This window comes from Tabrizicola sp. YIM 78059, assembly GCF_004959785.1.
Lineage (GTDB): Bacteria > Pseudomonadota > Alphaproteobacteria > Rhodobacterales > Rhodobacteraceae > Tabrizicola > Tabrizicola caldifontis.
The window spans coordinates 141,899-158,319 of sequence record NZ_SJZH01000002.1; the positions used below are offsets into that span (position 1 = coordinate 141,899).

A 16,421-nucleotide genomic window follows, 5' to 3' on the forward strand; every position below is an offset into this window, starting at 1 on the left:
CCCCCCTGTTCCGGCCCGGTCAGCGCAGTTCGTCTTCCGTGGTCTCGACACCGCGGCGGACGACGACGGAACGCACGGTCACCTCTTCGGGCGCGGCGACATCCTGGGGCTCGGGCTCGCGCAGCACGTCGCGCAGGCTGATCGCTTCCAGAACCGGCTCGTCCTCGTTCTCGATGGTGCGCAGGGCAAGGCTGAGCGTGCCCGCCTGTTGCGCCAGCGCCAGGCGCTGGCCTTCGTCGGCGGTGACCTCAAGCGTGACGGTGCGGGCGACGCCGGGCTTGTCCGTCTCGGCGTTGGCGTCCTGATCGACGCCGATCACCCGGATGTTCTGCAGGATGGTGACGGTCTTCAGATCCTCGGACCGGCCATGGGTCAGGATCACGTCCACCTTGTCGCCGGGCGTGACGAAACCGCCGACACCGGTTTCCGCCGTCACCTTGATCGCGATGGCGCGGCGGTTCGGACCCAGCGACTGGACGATCGTCACCTTTTCGCCAAAGCCGGAAACCTTCGAGGCCAGCAGCAGATCGCCCTTGGCCAGCGCCATCTTGGCGCGGCGCGGGTCGGTGCCCGCGGCGGGCAGCAGGGCGGCGGGGTCGGTAAAGGCCCCCGGTGGCAGGGCGGATGCCGGCCAGTCGATCACGGCCAGCTTGCCCGCGTCGATCACCTTGCCGAAGGGAATGTCCTGCGTGGCGATCACGACCTTGACCAGATCGTTGGTGCAGGCCTGGGCTTCGACCTGCGCATATTTCGTTTCCATCAGGTCGCGCACCATGTAGGCGGATCCCCCCGCGACAGCGAGACCTGCGACAAAGGTGAGAAGGGAGGTGATCCGCATGGGGGACTCCGGCGCTGGAAAAGGGGGGCGGCTTGTCGGTCTCGAGGGCAGTGGATCAGGGCCGTCCGCAGCGTTACGGACGGCCCTGTATGTTCAGTCGTTGGCTTGCAGCACGCCGCTGGCCTGGCCCATTTCGGCGTCCACATCCGTGCCAAGCACGGTCAGTGCGCCGACGCCGACGGTCACCGCCAGCGTCAGGGCGATGCCGTATTCGACCAGGGTCACGCCCTTCTCGTCCTTGATCAGGCGGGCGAAGGTCTTCTTCAGGAAATTCGTCATGTTACACTCCATCTGGTTGCTCTGGCAGAAACCTGTCCAGTCCTGGCACCCGGCGCGGCAAGCAGTGCGGGCCCATTGCCACCAGACTACGCCCGCGTCGTGCCGGGGCGCATCCACTGGAACGATGAACTTTACCCGCCACGGTTGAAAGATTGGCTGGGCCGGGGCGGGAATGTGGCCGAATGGTGGCCGGCCCGGGGGAATCATGGCGGGAAACGGGCGGGTGATTCCCCGGTGTTCCGGGCCATGCGGCGCCGGTTCGGCGTGCGGGTGCCTCAGGCGCCCAGGCGGTCTGCCACCGTGGCGATCGGCAGGATTTCCAGCCCCGCGGCCCTTGCCTGCCGGATGAAGCCGTCCAGCCTTTCGGCGGGGCAGCTGTAGGGGTGATCGCTGTCGTCCACCCCGTGGGCCAGGGCGATGGCCCAGGCCCCCTGGCGCGCGACGGCGGCCAGCGTTGCGCCCCAGTCTGCCCCCCGGGCAAAGATGTTGTCGATGGCGATGATCCGCAGCTGGTCACGATCGGCGCCGGACCGGTTCAGCCCCGGCCGGACGCTGCGCGATGTCGCAAAGCGGCGACTGCACAGCCACTTGGCCCCAAGCGAGATTTCGCCATAGGGGTAGGCAAAGCTGCGGGCGCGGAACCCCGGGCCGACGGCCTGTTGCAGGAAGGCGTCGTTCAGGGCGATTTCGCGGCGCACCTGGCCGGGGGTCAGGCCAAGCGTGCTGACGTGGTGGAAAAGGTGGGATCCGATCTCGTGCCCCTCGGCGGCGATGTCGGCCACATCCTCGGGCCGATACTGTTCGCGGTTCTCGAAGATGGTGCCGCACAGGGCGCCGTTCAGGAAATAGGTCGCCCGCACCCCGTGCCGGCGCAGGACCTCGCCGCCCGCAGTCCAGGCAGAGCGGGGGATGTCGTCGAAGCTGATGCTGAGGAACCCCTGCCCCGGCAGATCGGGCAGCCGCCTGAGCCGCAGGCGCGTGGCCGCGGCAAAGGAAATGCGGCCCGCCAGCGTGGTGCGGCGCGGGGCGGGGTCGGATGGCTGGCCGGGGGCGGGGTGTGCGGCACGCCCGCCCGGCGCAGGCGTGCCGTCCGAAGGCCTATGATCTGTAGATTTCAAGGATCTTTCCCCCAAGAAGTTGCGAACAGACCCCGGCATGCAGGGATGCGCGCATCAGCGCCCGCGTCCGTCGCGCCGGCGAAAGAACGGAAAGCCCGGCCTGCGCCAGCAGCACGGACACCTTCGCCGTGGACGTGGCGAACAGGATGGCCCGCCCTGCGGCGCGCGCCGGGGCGTTGATGCGGCCGAAGGTCTGGCCCGCGCGGAAGTTCCGTCGCAGCAGGAAGCCCAGTTTCTCGCGCCTTTCGGGGATGTCCTCGAACGCGACGGCGGCAGGGGCATAGCCGATCGTGCCGCCATCCCTGACCAGACCGTGAAAGAAGACGTCGTCCTCGCCGCCGGTGCGGCCATAGGCCGGGTCGAAGCGGCGGTCGCGCAGCCGCCCGCTGCCCAGGCGCAGGATGACATTGCCGGTGTAGCCTGTCAGGATCCTGCCGTCGGGCCGGATGACCGGGACAACATCGTGCAGGCCCGCCTTGCGCATCCATGCCGGCGCCCCGGGCCGGTAGCTTGCACGGACCGGGCCCAGCACCGCATCGGCGGCCGAGCCCGAGATTTCCGCAATCAGCGCCGCGGCCCAGTCGGGGGTTGCCACCTCGTCGTCGTCGATCATCGCAAGGAAATCGGCGTCAAGCGCGATGGCCCGCTCCATCAGCGCGTTGCGCGCAACCGAGATGTTGCGCGCCGGGGCGTGGACGTAATGCACGGGCAACGCCTGGCCGACCCCGGCCCGTTCGACCACGCCCCGCGCCGAGGGCGTGTCGTCATTGTCGGCCACGATGATGCAGCAGCTGCATTGCTGCAGGGCCGACTGCGCAGCCAGGCTTTGCAGCGTCCGGTCCAGGATCGGCCGCCGGAAGGTGCAGACCCCGAAGGCCACGCGCGGACCGGGCGCGGAAGGGCCGCTGAATCGTGTGTCCTTCATCGCCGACCCTCTGAAGCTGTTCGGCGCCACCCGACATTCCCGCCGGCTTCGGCGGTTTTGGGCTTATTTAGGCCATAATTGCCATGCATCCATTGATGCAGACCTGACCTGTTGTTAGCGTATGTGTCAGGTCGCCGCACGATAACAGGCACTGACGGCGACCTGGGGCATACGGGCAAGCTAGAGAGCAGACGATGAAGCTGTCTTCCTTTTTGATTGGAATGTTCGTCACGGCCGGCGCAACGGCAATTGCGGTCTTGGCACTTGGCGGGTCGTTGATATTTGCGGTGGCAATGTGGTTCGCTGCCCTTGTGGTTGCGCAACTGCTTTACACGGCACTTCTGGTCGCCATGGCGCGGCTCGCCGGCGACGGCCAGCACACGGCCTGGGCGGACGGGGGCACGCAGGGTGTCTTTGCGCATCAGGGTGACTTCGCCAAACCCGTGAGAGAGCGGTCGGGCAGCCCGAAGGCGTGACCGAACGGCCCAGGTCGGGTTGAAGGCTGCATCTTTGGCGGCAGTCCGGTCACTCCCCTTATCTGACTTTGCAAGCGACTTTGCGTGGCGCGCGTTCCTTCGCTTTTCGCGGAAGTTCTCGATCAGCCGTCTGGCATGGCGAATGTAGGCCCCGGGCCCCTTGCGCGCCACCTTCCGCAGGATGGCGGCGCTGCCGGGCGTGACCATGGATCGCGAATCCATGCAGAGCACCGGCTTGCCCGAAATTCTGGAAATCTGATCGGCTTCCCAGGCATTGCTTTCGATGAACAGGCCGGCTTCGATCTTCCGGTAGAAATCTCCCTTGAACCGCCCGCCACCCCCGCTGGCCTTCCTGGCGGCATTCGAGCCGGCCGGATGCATCACCAGCTTGTCATAGCTCACCCCATGGCGCTGCAACCATGCCTCGGTGGCGGGGCGGTGCCGTTCCAGCCTTCCGGTGACCAGCCATCCCACCTTTGCCGTCGGAAGAAACAGCGGCTCGGCCGTTTCGAGGAAGCGCGCGTAGCGATCGCCCTCGTCATCCTCCTCGACAAGGCAGTCGCGGCACAGGACGCCGTCGATGTCCACGCACCACGTCTCGATCGCGTCATGATGCATGACATTCCAGGCGAAGAAATGCCGCAGCGTCGGCACCAGCCTGCTGTAGAAATCCACAAGCGGGGCACCCACGGGCGTGGCATAGACCACGGCGATGCTGATGCGGACCACGGCGATGCTGATGCGATGCGGAAGAGCGCGCGCCACCAGCCCTTCGCGGATCTTGCGCAGCTGGGCACCCGTGCCGACGCTGTCATCGACGATCAGCACATTCAGCGAACCGTCGGTCGCGCGCTTTCCGCGAAGGCTGCGATCACCCGAGGCGAGCATCCGTCCTTCGTAGAACCCCTGCAGATCGGTGATCGGCAGGTTCATGTGCAGGGCGATCATGCTGGCCGGAACAAGCCCGCTGCGCGGGATGGCAACGATCAGGTCAAGGTCGCGCGGCAGGCGCGGAAGCATGGACAGCACGTCTGCCTCGAGGTCGGCGTAGCTTTTGAATTCCATTCTGCGCCGCCTCCTGCGTTGCGTGACGAAAACTCAGACCATCCGTGCGGCACTTTCAGGGTGAAGAAGATCGACCTCGCGGTTGGCCCGCAGGGCATAGGCCAGGGACGCGACCACCATCACCGTCAGTGCATTGAATTCGAAAAAGACCGGCACCTCGACCATTGAAAGGACCATGACGAAGGCGGTGGCCATGAAGCAGAACAGGGCCGAGGCCCTGCCGGTATAGAGAACCCAGCGTGTGCTCAGCAGCAGGGCCGGGATCAGCAGGGTCAACAGAAGAACGACACCGACAATCCCGATATCGACAGCGTTCGACAGGAAGAGGTTGTGGAAATTGAACCCTGATTTCGATGCGATGTAGAAGTCTGCCCAGATCTGCTCGGCCAGGGCATTCCCCTCTACCCAGAAAGCCCGATAACCTGTGCCCAGCAGAGGCGACCGGGAGATCTGGTCCATGGCAGAGGCCCAGAGATCGGTTCGACCCGTAAGCGAAGGATCCTTTCCCGTCACGTCGATCACTAGCGCGATGATCGCATCAAGAAAGTAGATCGAGACAAGAACCACGATAACGGCAAAGACGCAGAACAGGGCAATCGCGGCCATCCGGCGTGCGGGCGGCAGCAGCTGCGTGCCAAGAATGACCAGCGCCGCGCCGAAGACGAATGCCGTGGCAAGGACAGCCCCTACCGATTCTGCCATCACGATCTGGGGCAATCCGACAAGCAGGCCAAGAAGACCGGCCCGGCGCCACGTCCTGGCCTGCCCGCGATCGGCCAGCAGCGCGAAGGAACACAGAACCAGCGAGACCATCGTGAAGGCATAGTAGTTCTTGCTTTCGAAGATGCCGATCCAGATACCGTCCTCTCGGACGTTGCCGATCAGAAGGCTGGCCAGCCCCGCGATCATCAGCGACAGGAAAAGGACGCGCAGGAACACCAGCGGCGACAGCCTGCTGGCGATCGTCACGGAAATCAGGAAGGTGAGCAGAAGCTGGACGCCATGGCGCAGCGAAAGGTCGGGATGTTCGGACCACAGCAGGCTGAGGATGCACCACACCGGCAGCAGATAAAGCCACCAGTGGCGGCGCGTTTCATCCATCGCCAGATCGGCACGCCGCAACAGCAGCAGCAGGCCGGCGGCAAGGAACACCAGCACGCTGATTCGTCCAAGGTAGGAGACGAAAACCAGAGAGGTCAGGATCAGGGCGCTCAGCACCGTGTTCGGGCAGATGCTGATGACCGCTGCCTGCCGTGCGCCGATGCCGTTCTGTTCCAGGACAGATGTCATCTCAATCGTCCGACAGTGTGCAGAGGACCGATCCTTCGAATTGGCAGCCTTCGCCGGCTGCCGTGTATGCGACCCAGTCGATTTCCATCCGCCTGGGCCTTTCGGGCGGTTCGAACGGACCCATCCAGTCGTTCAGCGTCTCTGTTCCCCAGATGCTGAGATAGATCTTCTGCGGCCGTTCCGGGAGGATCGGATCCTCGACAGATCGGATCAGCTTGCCATCGACGAACCAGCGCAGTCGTCCGGGTTCCCAGATGAAGGAATAGACGATGAAATCGGAATTGGACGGATGCGGCAGGGGGTGGACACTGCCGTGATGCGGCTTGCCATCGACATAGGTGTTCACGGTCACCTCATCGACATTGGCTGTCAGGATCTCGAAGTCGATCTCGTCATGCCGTTCGCCATGGACCGGACCGATGTAGGTGAAGAAAGCCGAATTCAATCCGCTTCCGTCATCGGTCTTGATCCTGGCTTCATAGGTGCCATAGCCGAACCGCTGCTGCGACTGGATCTCTCCGCAGCGGTAGGCGTGGGTCGGGGTGGGATCGGCAATGAAGTCAAGGGCCACCCTGCCCGGCAGATGAACCACGGCCGAAGCCGACCATTGGCAGTTCTGGTGGTCGCCGTTGCTCCAGCCATCCGACACATACCAGCGATCGGGATCGAATGTCGTGAAGTCATCCTTGAAGGATCCGCCCAGGACCAGTTCTGCCCCTGCGCCGCCTGCCGCGGTCAGCCAGACGACCAGGCCGTAACCTGCCGCCCGCAAGGGCTTCAGCGCAGCATCGCACCTGCGGCGCGCTCTCGGATCACGATTTGGGTTCACTGTAGCCATCATAGTATTCTTCGAATGGGGTGGTGCGGCTGTAGCGCGCCAGGGCATCCATGTCGGTCTTGTTCAGGGCAATCCCGATCAGCTTTTCGTATAGGGCAGAGTCCGCGGACAGAACCTCCTGCAGGATTTCCTTCGACACCTTCCCCCACTCCAGCACCATCACCAGGCCATCCAGCAACGGGGCCAGCGCGCGCGCATCCGAAACCGGCGCGAGGGGTGCCAGATCGATCACCGTCAGGTCATAGCGCCGGCGGGCCTCGTTGATCAGGCTTCGGAACTCCGGCACGCCGATCAGATCGCCTGCCGTGGCGTCATTCGTCGAAGAGGTGAAGGGCAGAAAATGCAGGCCCGTGTTCACTTCACGCCGCAGCGCCCCCTCCAGGGCGGCCCGCCCCGTCAGCACCTCGCGCAGGCCCACGCCCATCGACTGGCGCAATCCCCGGCTCAGGGCAGCGGTCCTGACGTCGGCATCCACCAGCAGGACCGACCGTCCCGCAACTGCCGCAAGGGCCGCCAGGTTCCTGGCCGACGTCGTCTTGCCTTCACCCGGGCGGATCGACACCACGCCAAGCACATAGCCCGTCTTGCCACCGCCCGAGGATTCGACCGCGATACGAATGTTGCGCAGCGTTTCGGAATATTGGGATCTGGGATTCTTCAGCACGGCAAATTCATGCCTGAAGGCCTTGCGGGGGGCGTCGCTGCCGCGTGCCGGTCTGCTTGCCGTTTCGGGCTCGGTCGCACCGTCCATGTCATCGGGCGCCATCACGGGCAGATAGCCAAGGAACGGCAAGCCGCTGGCATCCTGCAGGTCTTCCCGCGTACGGATCACCCGTTCCAGGCGTTCCCGCCACAGGGCAGCACCGACGCCGGCGATCGCCCCCAGGATCAGCATGATCGCAAGAACCATGGTCTTGCGGGGGGCGACAGGCTTTTGCGGCACATCCGCAAAGGATAGCACCCGCACATTGGTGACCGGGAAGGTCTGGGTCTGTTCCAGATCCTTCAGACGCAGCAGATAGGTCTCGTTCAGGGCTTCGTAGATCTCGGCCTGACGCTCCAGCGCGCGCAGTTCCACACGCGATTTCGCAAGATCCAGGTTCTCGTTCGAGATTTCGTCGATACTGTTCTGCAGCATGGAAATCTCGGTTTCGACAGCGCGCACGGCATTCGCGGTCGTCTCGTAAAGACGCTGCATCTCGCGCTGCAGGGCGCGACCCTCCATGGCAATCCGCTCGCGCAGCTGGCGAACCTCTGCATGGTCCGCCCCGTAACGCCGTTCGGCTTCGTCAAGCCGCTGCTGCAGGCTGAGCAGACGTTCCTGGCCGGCCGAAAACTCTGCATCCGGGACACGCGCCCCCGCGGCACCGGATTCAACGAAACGTTCCGGATCCAGCTGGCGCAGCTCGTCATAGGTCTTGCTCAGCGCCTGCAGCCGCGCACGCTCGACCGTGGCCCTGGCAAGGTCGGACTTGAGCTGGGCGATCATCTGGACCGTGATCGGTTCGCCCTCGATCGTCTCCAACCCGCTGCGCGCCCGGTACTCTTCGGCCCGCAGGGCGGCCTGGGTCGAGTTGTCCTGAATGACGAACAGGCGTTGCTGCAGCCAATCCAGCACCCTGGCCGATGCCTCGACGTTGCCGATCAGCTGATCGGCGACAAAAGCCTCGCCATAGGCATTCACGATGGCCGCGACAAGCTGCGGGTCGGATGATGCATAGCGCACAAGAAAGACCGAGCTGCGTCCTTCGCGGCGAACGTCGATGCTCTCGCGCAGCGCATCGGCCGCGACCATGCGCTTGTGCAGTTCGGCCGCTTGCGGATCTGCCAGATCCGCAGCGGGCCCGCCGCCGGGGATGATGGCTGACAGCACCGCGCGCAAACCTTGCACGATTCGCCCGGGCAAGGACCGGGGCGGTGACATGAAGGTTTCGTTCTCATGCAGGCGCAGCTTGTCCACGACCGCCAGCGCCAGGGTCTGCGATTGCAGCACCCTCAACGCGCTTTCCAGCGTCACCTCGCTTTGCGTCATCGACGTGGGTCGGTTGAAGCCGTTGCCGACGCCTGCGACGTCATCGCCGATCATCACCTGGGTCGAGGCCATGTAGACCCGCGGCGCCGTCAGGACATGCAGCAGGCCAAGCAGCAGCGCGACGGCAACAGCCGCGATGACCACATTCTTCTGCCGGATGACTGCAGCGACCAGGGCATTCAGATCAATCTCCCTGCCCTTGCGCACCGGGCCGACTGTCGGCTTCGGCCCCTGTACGATACCGGGATCGCTGTCTTTGATTTGCACGAGCATTCGCTTCACTGTCACCTTCCGGTCATCTCATGTGGCGCATGGCCGGATCCGGGCCCTTGCCCTGCCACGCCCGTTCGCAGGCGCAATGCCTCGGCCCAGAAGCCCAAGGACCAAGCCATCTGCGTGACGGCCCCCGGCACACCACATGCCAGTATTGCCGGTTTCCCTGCCCGAAGGGCCGTCACGACGCCGGCCCCAAGGCAGGCGCAAAGCCAAAGGCCAAGCGGCAGTGCCAGCAGCGGTACGGCCGGCGCAAAGGCCGCCAGGCCACCGACCGGCGCAAGCCCGATCAGGATGAAATGCCGCTTGCGCAGACTGCCCGGGTGCCTTCGGGCCGTTGCCATCCGGCCGGCCCCGAAGCTGAAATACTGCCGGGCCACGCCGCGCAAGGTGTCGCGGGGGTGATACTCCATGACTGTCGCCGCGGTCAGCCAGATGCGGAACCCCGCCTTCACCAGCCGCTGGTCAAGTTCCACATCCTCGTTGTGGCTGAAGCCTTCATCATAGCCACCGACCTTGCGGAATGCCGCCACCCGCATCAGCGCATGATGGCCGTGTTCGACGAAACGGCCCTCGCCACTGCCACGATGGGCCGAACCGCCGTTGCCGAACAGCGAATTCTGCGCTGCGGCTATGTTGCGCTGCATCAGTCCCCGGCCCGTCGCGTGCATCCTGACGACGACCGAGTCGGCACCGGTCCGGCAAGCCTCGGCGAAAAGTGCCTCGCAGTAGTCATGCGGATAGTCGGCGTGGGCGTCCACGCGAATGATCCAGTCGGCCGTATCGCCAAGATGCCTGACGGCAAGGTTCACGGCGGCCGATTGCAGACGCCCGGGGTTGTGCAGCAGGAAAAGCCCGGGCCGATGGCGGGCTTCCTGCCGGACCAGGTCCAGTGTGCCATCGGTCGAACCGCCATCAACAACCAGAATGTGCGCCCCAAGCCGATCGGCGCCACCGGCGACGGCGCGGATCACCCGGATGATGTGGCGCGCCTCGTTCAGCGTCGGAATGACGATGGCGATCCGCCCCGGTGGACCGGGCGTGCCACCGGCGGTCGCCGGCTGGACGTCGTCAAGGGGATATGGCGTCATGAGGGTCATCCGGCCACCCTTTCGGCTTGGGGGGACAGCAGGTCGGCAGCGGGGTCTGAATCCATCCTGCGTCCGGCCAGCTGGTCGACCAGCCGTGCACATTCCCGCCGCGTCGTGCGCCAGTCTGCCATGTCGATCGCGCGGATCCGCGATTGCAGCGATGCCAGTTCCGCATCGTCAAGCCCGGCAAGCAGGGCTGATACCGTATCCGGCCGCAGGTCGGCCAGGACGAGGCCAAGTCCCCGGCGCGCAAGATACCGGCCGGTTTCGGTACCGGACAGCGCAAGAGGGACGGCACCGTGGACGCAGCTTTCGTATAGCCGGTTCGGAAGCAGCCAGTCCGAATTGGCCCCGGCATCGAACCGGTCAACCAGCCAGGCAATGTCGACCTCGCCGTAGATCCCGGGCAGATCGTCGGGATAGCTGTAGGCACCGTGAAAAGAGATATGCGGGTTTGCCTCCACGACCTGATGAAAATCCGGCAGGACGGCCAGCGCCGGACGCCCCCGCAGGACCAGGCGCACCCGCCCCTCCGCAGCCCTGCAAAGCCCGTCGAGGCAGCGCAGCGACTCGGCGCAGCGCAGGATGCCGAACCAGCCGATGACCAGCGGCTCGCCTGCCTTTCGCGGGGGGCGCATGACCTGCGGCGCCGGGTCAGCGGCCATCGGATCCCAGACCTTGTTCTCGACCAGCAAAGCGGGCGCTGCCACCTGACCGTAGCGGCGGAAATGTTCTTCCCAGAACCGTTCCGAGGAAATCACCACCCTGTCCACGCCGCGGCAGAGATGGCGTTCCACCTGGCGCATCAGCGAGGGCACAAGGCCCGGACCGACCATCAGACGGTGAATGTCGAGAACCTCGTAGATCAGCCGGGTCGGCCTGTGCCGGGACGACAATCTGTGAACCCTGCGGGCAAGCGGCAGCATCTCCAGGTTGCGGGCAACGATGACATCGAACGCCCCTTTGCCGGCAAGGTCACGGGCCTTCGCGATCGAACGCAGGGCGCTGAACCCACGATGCAGGAAACGGCCGCTGTGGGTCTGCCCCAGCACCGTTGCCTTGCGACCGATAGGACCGGTCAGGCGGCGGAAGCCGGCAACACGCACCGAAGCACCGCCTGCCTCCAGCATGCTTGCCCGGCGCCAGGTGGCCGGATCGTCCAGATCATGCGACAGGTAAAGGATGTTCGTCATGCCTCCTCCGGATGGGCGACGGCGGCGGTATCTGCGGAAACGGGCGCGCCCTGCCCGGATAGGCCAGCTTTAGCAGCAGCGGTCCGGCGCACCTCGGCGCCAACATGACGGGGCACCAAGCCCAGCGCGAATTCGCCTGCCTCGTCAAGCGCGACGATGGCGAGATCGTTCCTGCATGCCAGGCTTGCCAGACGTGCCCAGATGCGCGCCGCTGATGGCCCTGATGCAGGGCCGCACACATCCGGCACCTCGAACCTGGTGAAACCGGAATATTCCGCCGGAACATCCTGCCCCTGTCGGCACAGCAGAAGGTTGATCCGGGTTCGGGCGGCATTCTGACGAAGACGCCTGCGCTGCAGGCGTTCCCCAAGACTGCGGATCAGGAACGCCATGTTGCGCGGAGATCCGAGCAGACCGGCAGTGGCCGCAAACCACCTGCGCGTCCTGATCGCGTCGATTACGCGAACATATCCAAGTTCCCTGACATGATCCCGCATGCGCAGGCTGACCGCGCGCGACAGGTCCGCCTTGTCAGGGGGCAGTCCGTCCAGGAATTCCGACTGCGCCTGCACCATCCGCTCCAGGCTGAAGGCGCTGATCCGGTGCGAGGTGGACTGTGCGTGACGGCGGTAAAGATACATGGCCTCGGGGATCACGAAGAACCGCGCGCCCGCCATCAGAAGATGCAGATAGAGATCATAGTCCTCGTCGATCCTCAGCGCCTCGTTGTAGCGGATCTGGCCCATCGCCCCACGGCGGATCAGCGGCTTGAGATATCCAAGCGACAGATCGCTTGCCCCGGCCAGATTCCCCGAGACCAGGGCCAGTGCATCGATTTCCTGCGGACCGCGCAGATCCAGATCCTGCAGAAGGGTGCCCGGCTGCTCGCCCGGATCTTCCCCGAAGAAGACCAGATCATCCGCCACTATGTCGGCGCCAAGGTCCACTGCCGCCGCCAGAAGGCGCTGCAGTCGCTGCGGGTGGATCATGTCGTCCGAATCGAAGATGGCGATCCAGTCGCCCAGGGCAGCGTTCAGCGCGCGATTGCGGGCCGCCGCCGGGCCGGTCGGTCTGTCCGACTCAAGCAGCCGGACACGGGGATCATTCGCCATGGCGTCCCGGATCAGCCGAAGGCTGCCATCGCCCGATCCGTCATCGCTGATGACAAGCTCCAGGTTCCGGTGGGTCTGATCCAGCACAGACCGGATCGCACGTTCCAGATGCGGCTCACCGTTCAGGTTCGCCATGATGACCGAGATCAGCGGTTCGCCCGTCGCCTCGGGGACGGTCTGCGCGCGGTGCTGGGCGAACTGGGCATGCCCTGCTTCACTCACCTGCGGCCCCCTTAGAGAACGTCTGTTTCAGCTCGGCAATCTCGCGACCGGACAGGCTTAGGATGATGCCAAGATAGACGGTCGCCCCCACGACAATCTGCGCCGCAAGGATCATCGCCGGCCCCGCCTCTGGCAGAAAACCCGGAAGCACCTCCAGCACGGCGCACATCGCAAGCGTTGCCAGCATCGGCATGAACAGAGGCTCCAGATACTGCCGCAGACTGACACCGGTCAGCTTTCGGGCGATAAGAAAAGTGCCTGGCAGCATGACGGCATGCGCCGCAACCAAAGCAGCCATGACAGCCGGGAAGCCCTGGTTCAGGAACAGCAGGATCGCCACGACTGCCATCAGGTTTCGCAGCAGATCGACGATGAATGGCAGGTCCGCCCTGCCAAGACCGGTGGCCAACGCATGCGACGTTGCGACGAGTGCCGCGAAAAGACCAATGACGGCAAAAGCCCGCACTGCCGGCACCGCGGGGATCCAGTGATCGCCCAGAACCAGGGGCACGGCGCTGTCGGCCACCGATAGCAGCCCGCCGAAGACCGGAAAGGAGATGATGACAGTTGCACGCAGGGCGTTGCGCAGGGCCCGGATGTGCGTGTCAGGCTCTTTCTGGATCGAGGCGAAGAACACCGTGGACACCGGCTGGATCACCCCGGAGGTTACCCCGTTCAGCAGATCGAAAAGCCGCTTGCCAAGAAAGTACAGGCCCAGGACAGCCGGTCCTGCCAGGAACCCCAGCACCAGCCTGTCGATGTTCAGGAAATACAGCGCATTGTTGGCAGAGGCGAAAAGTCCGAAACGCAGCAGGTCGCGGACGGCGCTGACCCGCACACGGAACCCGGGGATCCAGCGCGCGGCCCAGACAAGGATGGCCAGCGACACGACCGAGGTGATCATCGGTGCCATGGCCAGGGCCCAGACCCCGTAACCGTTCAATGCCATCAGGATGCAGATCAGCCCGCTGATGCTGTTTCCGATGGCCGTCCGGGCCGCGATATGCTTGAATTTCATGGCCCGCACGATCAGCGCCTGCGGCACGACCGCCACCAGATCGAGGATCATCTTCACCCCGAAAAAGGGCAGAAGCAGCGTCAGGATGGGCTCGCCGGCGATTTCGGCCACCGTGTCGGCCAGCAGCACGATCGGCACGAAGAAGATCAGGCCGGATCCGACGCACAGCCAGAACACCGTATCCAGGTGTTCGTCCGCGATTTCGACCCGCTGGATGATCGCTTCGCCAAATCCGCCAGGGGTTGCGCAGCCCACGACAGTGATGATCGAGATGGCAAGAGCGACGACCCCGAATTCCTGCGGCCCCATCAACCGAGAGGTGATGATGAACACGATGACCGAGATGAGCAGCGCCGAACCGGTATTCAGGGCCGACCAGCCGACGCCCAGAATGGCAATCCGGCCACGTCCGACCGACACATGAGAACGCGCACCGGGAACGGCAACGGCGTCCGCTGCTGGTTGCCCGGCGACCGGCTTCATTGACTCACCCGGCTTCGCTGGTCATCGAACCAGCGGCCCCAGGTTCTGGGCATCGCGACGGTGACAACGTCTCCGGGCTCAAGCTCGGTTTCAAGGCCGGAAAGCCTGATGGCGTCCTGGCCCTTGCCCCGCAGGATCGTGACGATCGGTTCGGGCATCGTCAGATCCTCGTCCGTCAGGCCGCTGCCCAGCACAAGTCCTGTCTCGACAATGGAAAGGCTTTGCTGCGTGTCCAGCGAGGCAAGCACGCGCTCCAGCTCTTCTTCAACGCGCTGAAGTTCGCGCGTGTCCTCGATCAGGTCGCGGTCCCGCAGGGCCTGCTTTTCGGCCTCGGCCTGGGTTATGGCCTGCCGCGCCCGCAGCCTGGCGGTTGAAACGTCAAGCAACTGCGCCTCGGTCAACGCAAGCGAACGTTCGGTTTCGGTCACGCGGGATCCGACGGCAAGGCCGCGTTCGGCAAGGGACTGGGCGTTCTCCTTTTCGCGGCGGGCACTTTCGACCAGAAGTTCCAGGGCCTCGGCCCTGCCGGTCAACGATTCTATCTCGTTCAGAAGAAGCAGGATCTGGTTATCTAGGGTGGCAAGTTCGCGTGTGCGCCGTTCCCGCCGCAGCCGAAGCACTTCGTTCTCGCTCTTGATCAGGCTTTCTGGCCAGGTTCCCCCGTCCTGGCGTTCGGGAACGACCAGCTGTTCATGCCCCTCGATCGCGGCCTGCAGCATGGCGCGCCGTATCGCCAGGCGCTCGCCCTCGAGCTGGAGCAGCCGCATGGTGCCCTCACGCGTCAGGATTTCGCGCGGATCGACGGACCCGTTTCCCTGTCCCAGGCCACCGCCACCGGCCTGCGCGACAAGCTGCGCAGCGGTCAGTCCCGGCCTAAACGGGTATTCGCCCGGGTTGCGGACCGCCCCGGTCACATAGACGGGACGGTAGGCCGTGACCTGAATGATCGCGTCCAGCGATGTGGTGACGGCAAGCCGTTCCTGCAGACCTGCGGCGATCTTCCCGGACAGGTCGTCCGGCGACAGGCCGCCCGCATCGACAGGTCCCAGGAAGGGCACCGTCACCCTGCCTTCGGCATCGACGCGCAGATCGCCGCGCATGGATTCCCATTCCACCGCCTGTCCTTCGACCGGCTGCCATTCCAGAACGCGAAGGCTGAGCTCGTCACCTGGCGATATCCTGTAGCCTTCGGCCACTGCGGCCACGGGCAGAAGGCAAAGCCACAGGACTGCACCAAGAAGGCACCGGCAGGATGACATTCAACCTTTCCTTCAATTACGCGACGCTTGCGGACTCACTTCAGTATGATCCCTGGCCGGTCAATGCGACGGGGACCGTCTTCAGAATCAGGGCCATGTCGAGTTTCAGCGTGCTGTGCGTCGCGTAATAGCGATCAAGAACGACCCGGCGTTCATAGGACGTATCACTTCTGCCGCTGACCTGCCACAATCCCGTCAGTCCCGGACGGCATTTCAGATAATGGCGCAAAGACCGACGGTATCGGACACACTCTGCCTCCTCGATTGGACGAGGCCCGACAAAGCTCATGTCACCCAGCAGGATATTGAACAGCTGCGGCAATTCATCGACGCTGTATTTTCTGATAACCCGGCCAAGCGGCGTAATTCGCGGGTCGCATTTCAGCTTTCTTGTCGCCTGCCATTCCCTTCTCGCCTGAGGATCGCGATCGAGGTGTTCGCGCAGCCTTTCAGCGGCATCCGGCACCATGCTGCGGAATTTCCAGATCCTGAATGGCTTGCCGTTCGCTCCGATGCGCGTCTGACCGAACAGGGCCGGGCCACCGTCCGACAACCGGATCGCAAGAGCCACGCCGATCAGCAACGGAGACAGCAGAACGATCGCCACGGTCGCGAGAGCGACATCGAAGGCACGCTTGCGAAAGCCCCCCCGGATGTCGCCACCGATCTCAAGGGATTGTTGCGCAGATGGCAGCACTATCCGGTCCTGCTGCGAAAGTCTGATATAATTCTGTTTCATTTCAATAAGTCCACCCCTTATCGCTAGTGCGGCGACGGCAGTCTTCGAAGTGTCGTCAGGCCGGATGAGAACCGCTGAAGAGCCGGGATCAGATTATGTCCAAAATGTGGCTTGAGGCTAGGGAGTTTCGATCCGGAAGATCGACGTTAGGGCAGGCGGCACTACTAGAG

At 64.4% G+C, this 16,421-nt stretch carries 14 protein-coding genes; all 14 read right to left on the bottom strand.

The features are described 5' to 3' along the window. Positions 1–19: 19 nt before the first annotated feature. Positions 20–838 (bottom strand): Flp pilus assembly protein CpaB, encoded by an 819-nt coding sequence (gene cpaB, locus EZM81_RS03335; protein ID WP_136644775.1) that lies wholly within the window; start codon positions 836–838, stop codon positions 20–22. 93 nt (positions 839–931) lie between these two features. Further along, on the bottom strand, positions 932–1,117 hold the full coding sequence (locus tag EZM81_RS03340; protein WP_136644776.1) for a Flp family type IVb pilin: 186 nt from the start codon (positions 1,115–1,117) through the stop codon (positions 932–934). Between the two features lie 275 nt (positions 1,118–1,392). Then, entirely contained in the window at positions 1,393–2,235 is an 843-nt protein-coding gene (locus EZM81_RS03345) for a polysaccharide deacetylase family protein (RefSeq protein WP_169052293.1), read from the bottom strand. After that, the gene (locus EZM81_RS03350) at positions 2,216–3,160 is read right to left on the bottom strand and encodes a glycosyltransferase family 2 protein (protein ID WP_136644778.1); all 945 of its coding nucleotides are present in this window, start codon (positions 3,158–3,160) and stop codon (positions 2,216–2,218) included. Before EZM81_RS03350 ends, EZM81_RS03345 begins: the two co-directional genes overlap by 20 nt. Continuing rightward, positions 3,157–4,701 carry a phosphoribosyltransferase family protein gene (locus tag EZM81_RS03355; protein WP_136644779.1) on the bottom strand — a complete coding sequence of 515 codons (1,545 nt, stop codon included), beginning with the start codon at positions 4,699–4,701 and terminating at the stop codon, positions 3,157–3,159. The genes EZM81_RS03350 and EZM81_RS03355 overlap by 4 nt, the downstream gene beginning before the upstream one ends. Before the next feature lie 33 nt (positions 4,702–4,734). Continuing rightward, entirely contained in the window at positions 4,735–5,991 is a 1,257-nt protein-coding gene (locus EZM81_RS03360; RefSeq protein ID WP_135450042.1) for an O-antigen ligase, read from the bottom strand. Between the two features lies 1 nt (position 5,992). Further along, positions 5,993–6,829: a family 16 glycosylhydrolase gene (locus EZM81_RS03365; protein ID WP_136644780.1), complete on the bottom strand. Its 837-nt coding sequence runs from the start codon at positions 6,827–6,829 to the stop codon at positions 5,993–5,995. Further along, positions 6,804–9,068: a GNVR domain-containing protein gene (locus EZM81_RS03370; RefSeq protein ID WP_169052294.1), complete on the bottom strand. Its 2,265-nt coding sequence runs from the start codon at positions 9,066–9,068 to the stop codon at positions 6,804–6,806. The genes EZM81_RS03365 and EZM81_RS03370 overlap by 26 nt, the downstream gene beginning before the upstream one ends. A gap of 77 nt (positions 9,069–9,145) precedes the next feature. Next, positions 9,146–10,225, bottom strand: a complete 1,080-nt coding sequence (locus tag EZM81_RS03375; RefSeq protein ID WP_136644782.1) for a glycosyltransferase family 2 protein — start codon at positions 10,223–10,225, stop codon at positions 9,146–9,148. A gap of 5 nt (positions 10,226–10,230) precedes the next feature. After that, entirely contained in the window at positions 10,231–11,418 is a 1,188-nt protein-coding gene (locus tag EZM81_RS03380; RefSeq protein WP_136644783.1) for a glycosyltransferase family 4 protein, read from the bottom strand. Continuing rightward, the gene (locus EZM81_RS03385) at positions 11,415–12,752 is read right to left on the bottom strand and encodes a glycosyltransferase family 2 protein (RefSeq protein ID WP_136644784.1); all 1,338 of its coding nucleotides are present in this window, start codon (positions 12,750–12,752) and stop codon (positions 11,415–11,417) included. Before EZM81_RS03385 ends, EZM81_RS03380 begins: the two co-directional genes overlap by 4 nt. Next, on the bottom strand, positions 12,745–14,253 hold the full coding sequence (locus EZM81_RS03390) for a lipopolysaccharide biosynthesis protein (protein WP_136644785.1): 1,509 nt from the start codon (positions 14,251–14,253) through the stop codon (positions 12,745–12,747). The genes EZM81_RS03385 and EZM81_RS03390 overlap by 8 nt, the downstream gene beginning before the upstream one ends. After that, positions 14,250–15,512 (bottom strand): polysaccharide biosynthesis/export family protein, encoded by a 1,263-nt coding sequence (locus EZM81_RS03395; protein ID WP_136644786.1) that lies wholly within the window; start codon positions 15,510–15,512, stop codon positions 14,250–14,252. The genes EZM81_RS03390 and EZM81_RS03395 overlap by 4 nt, the downstream gene beginning before the upstream one ends. Before the next feature lie 40 nt (positions 15,513–15,552). Then, the gene (locus EZM81_RS03400) at positions 15,553–16,251 is read right to left on the bottom strand and encodes a sugar transferase (RefSeq protein WP_135450035.1); all 699 of its coding nucleotides are present in this window, start codon (positions 16,249–16,251) and stop codon (positions 15,553–15,555) included. Positions 16,252–16,421 lie beyond the last annotated feature (170 nt).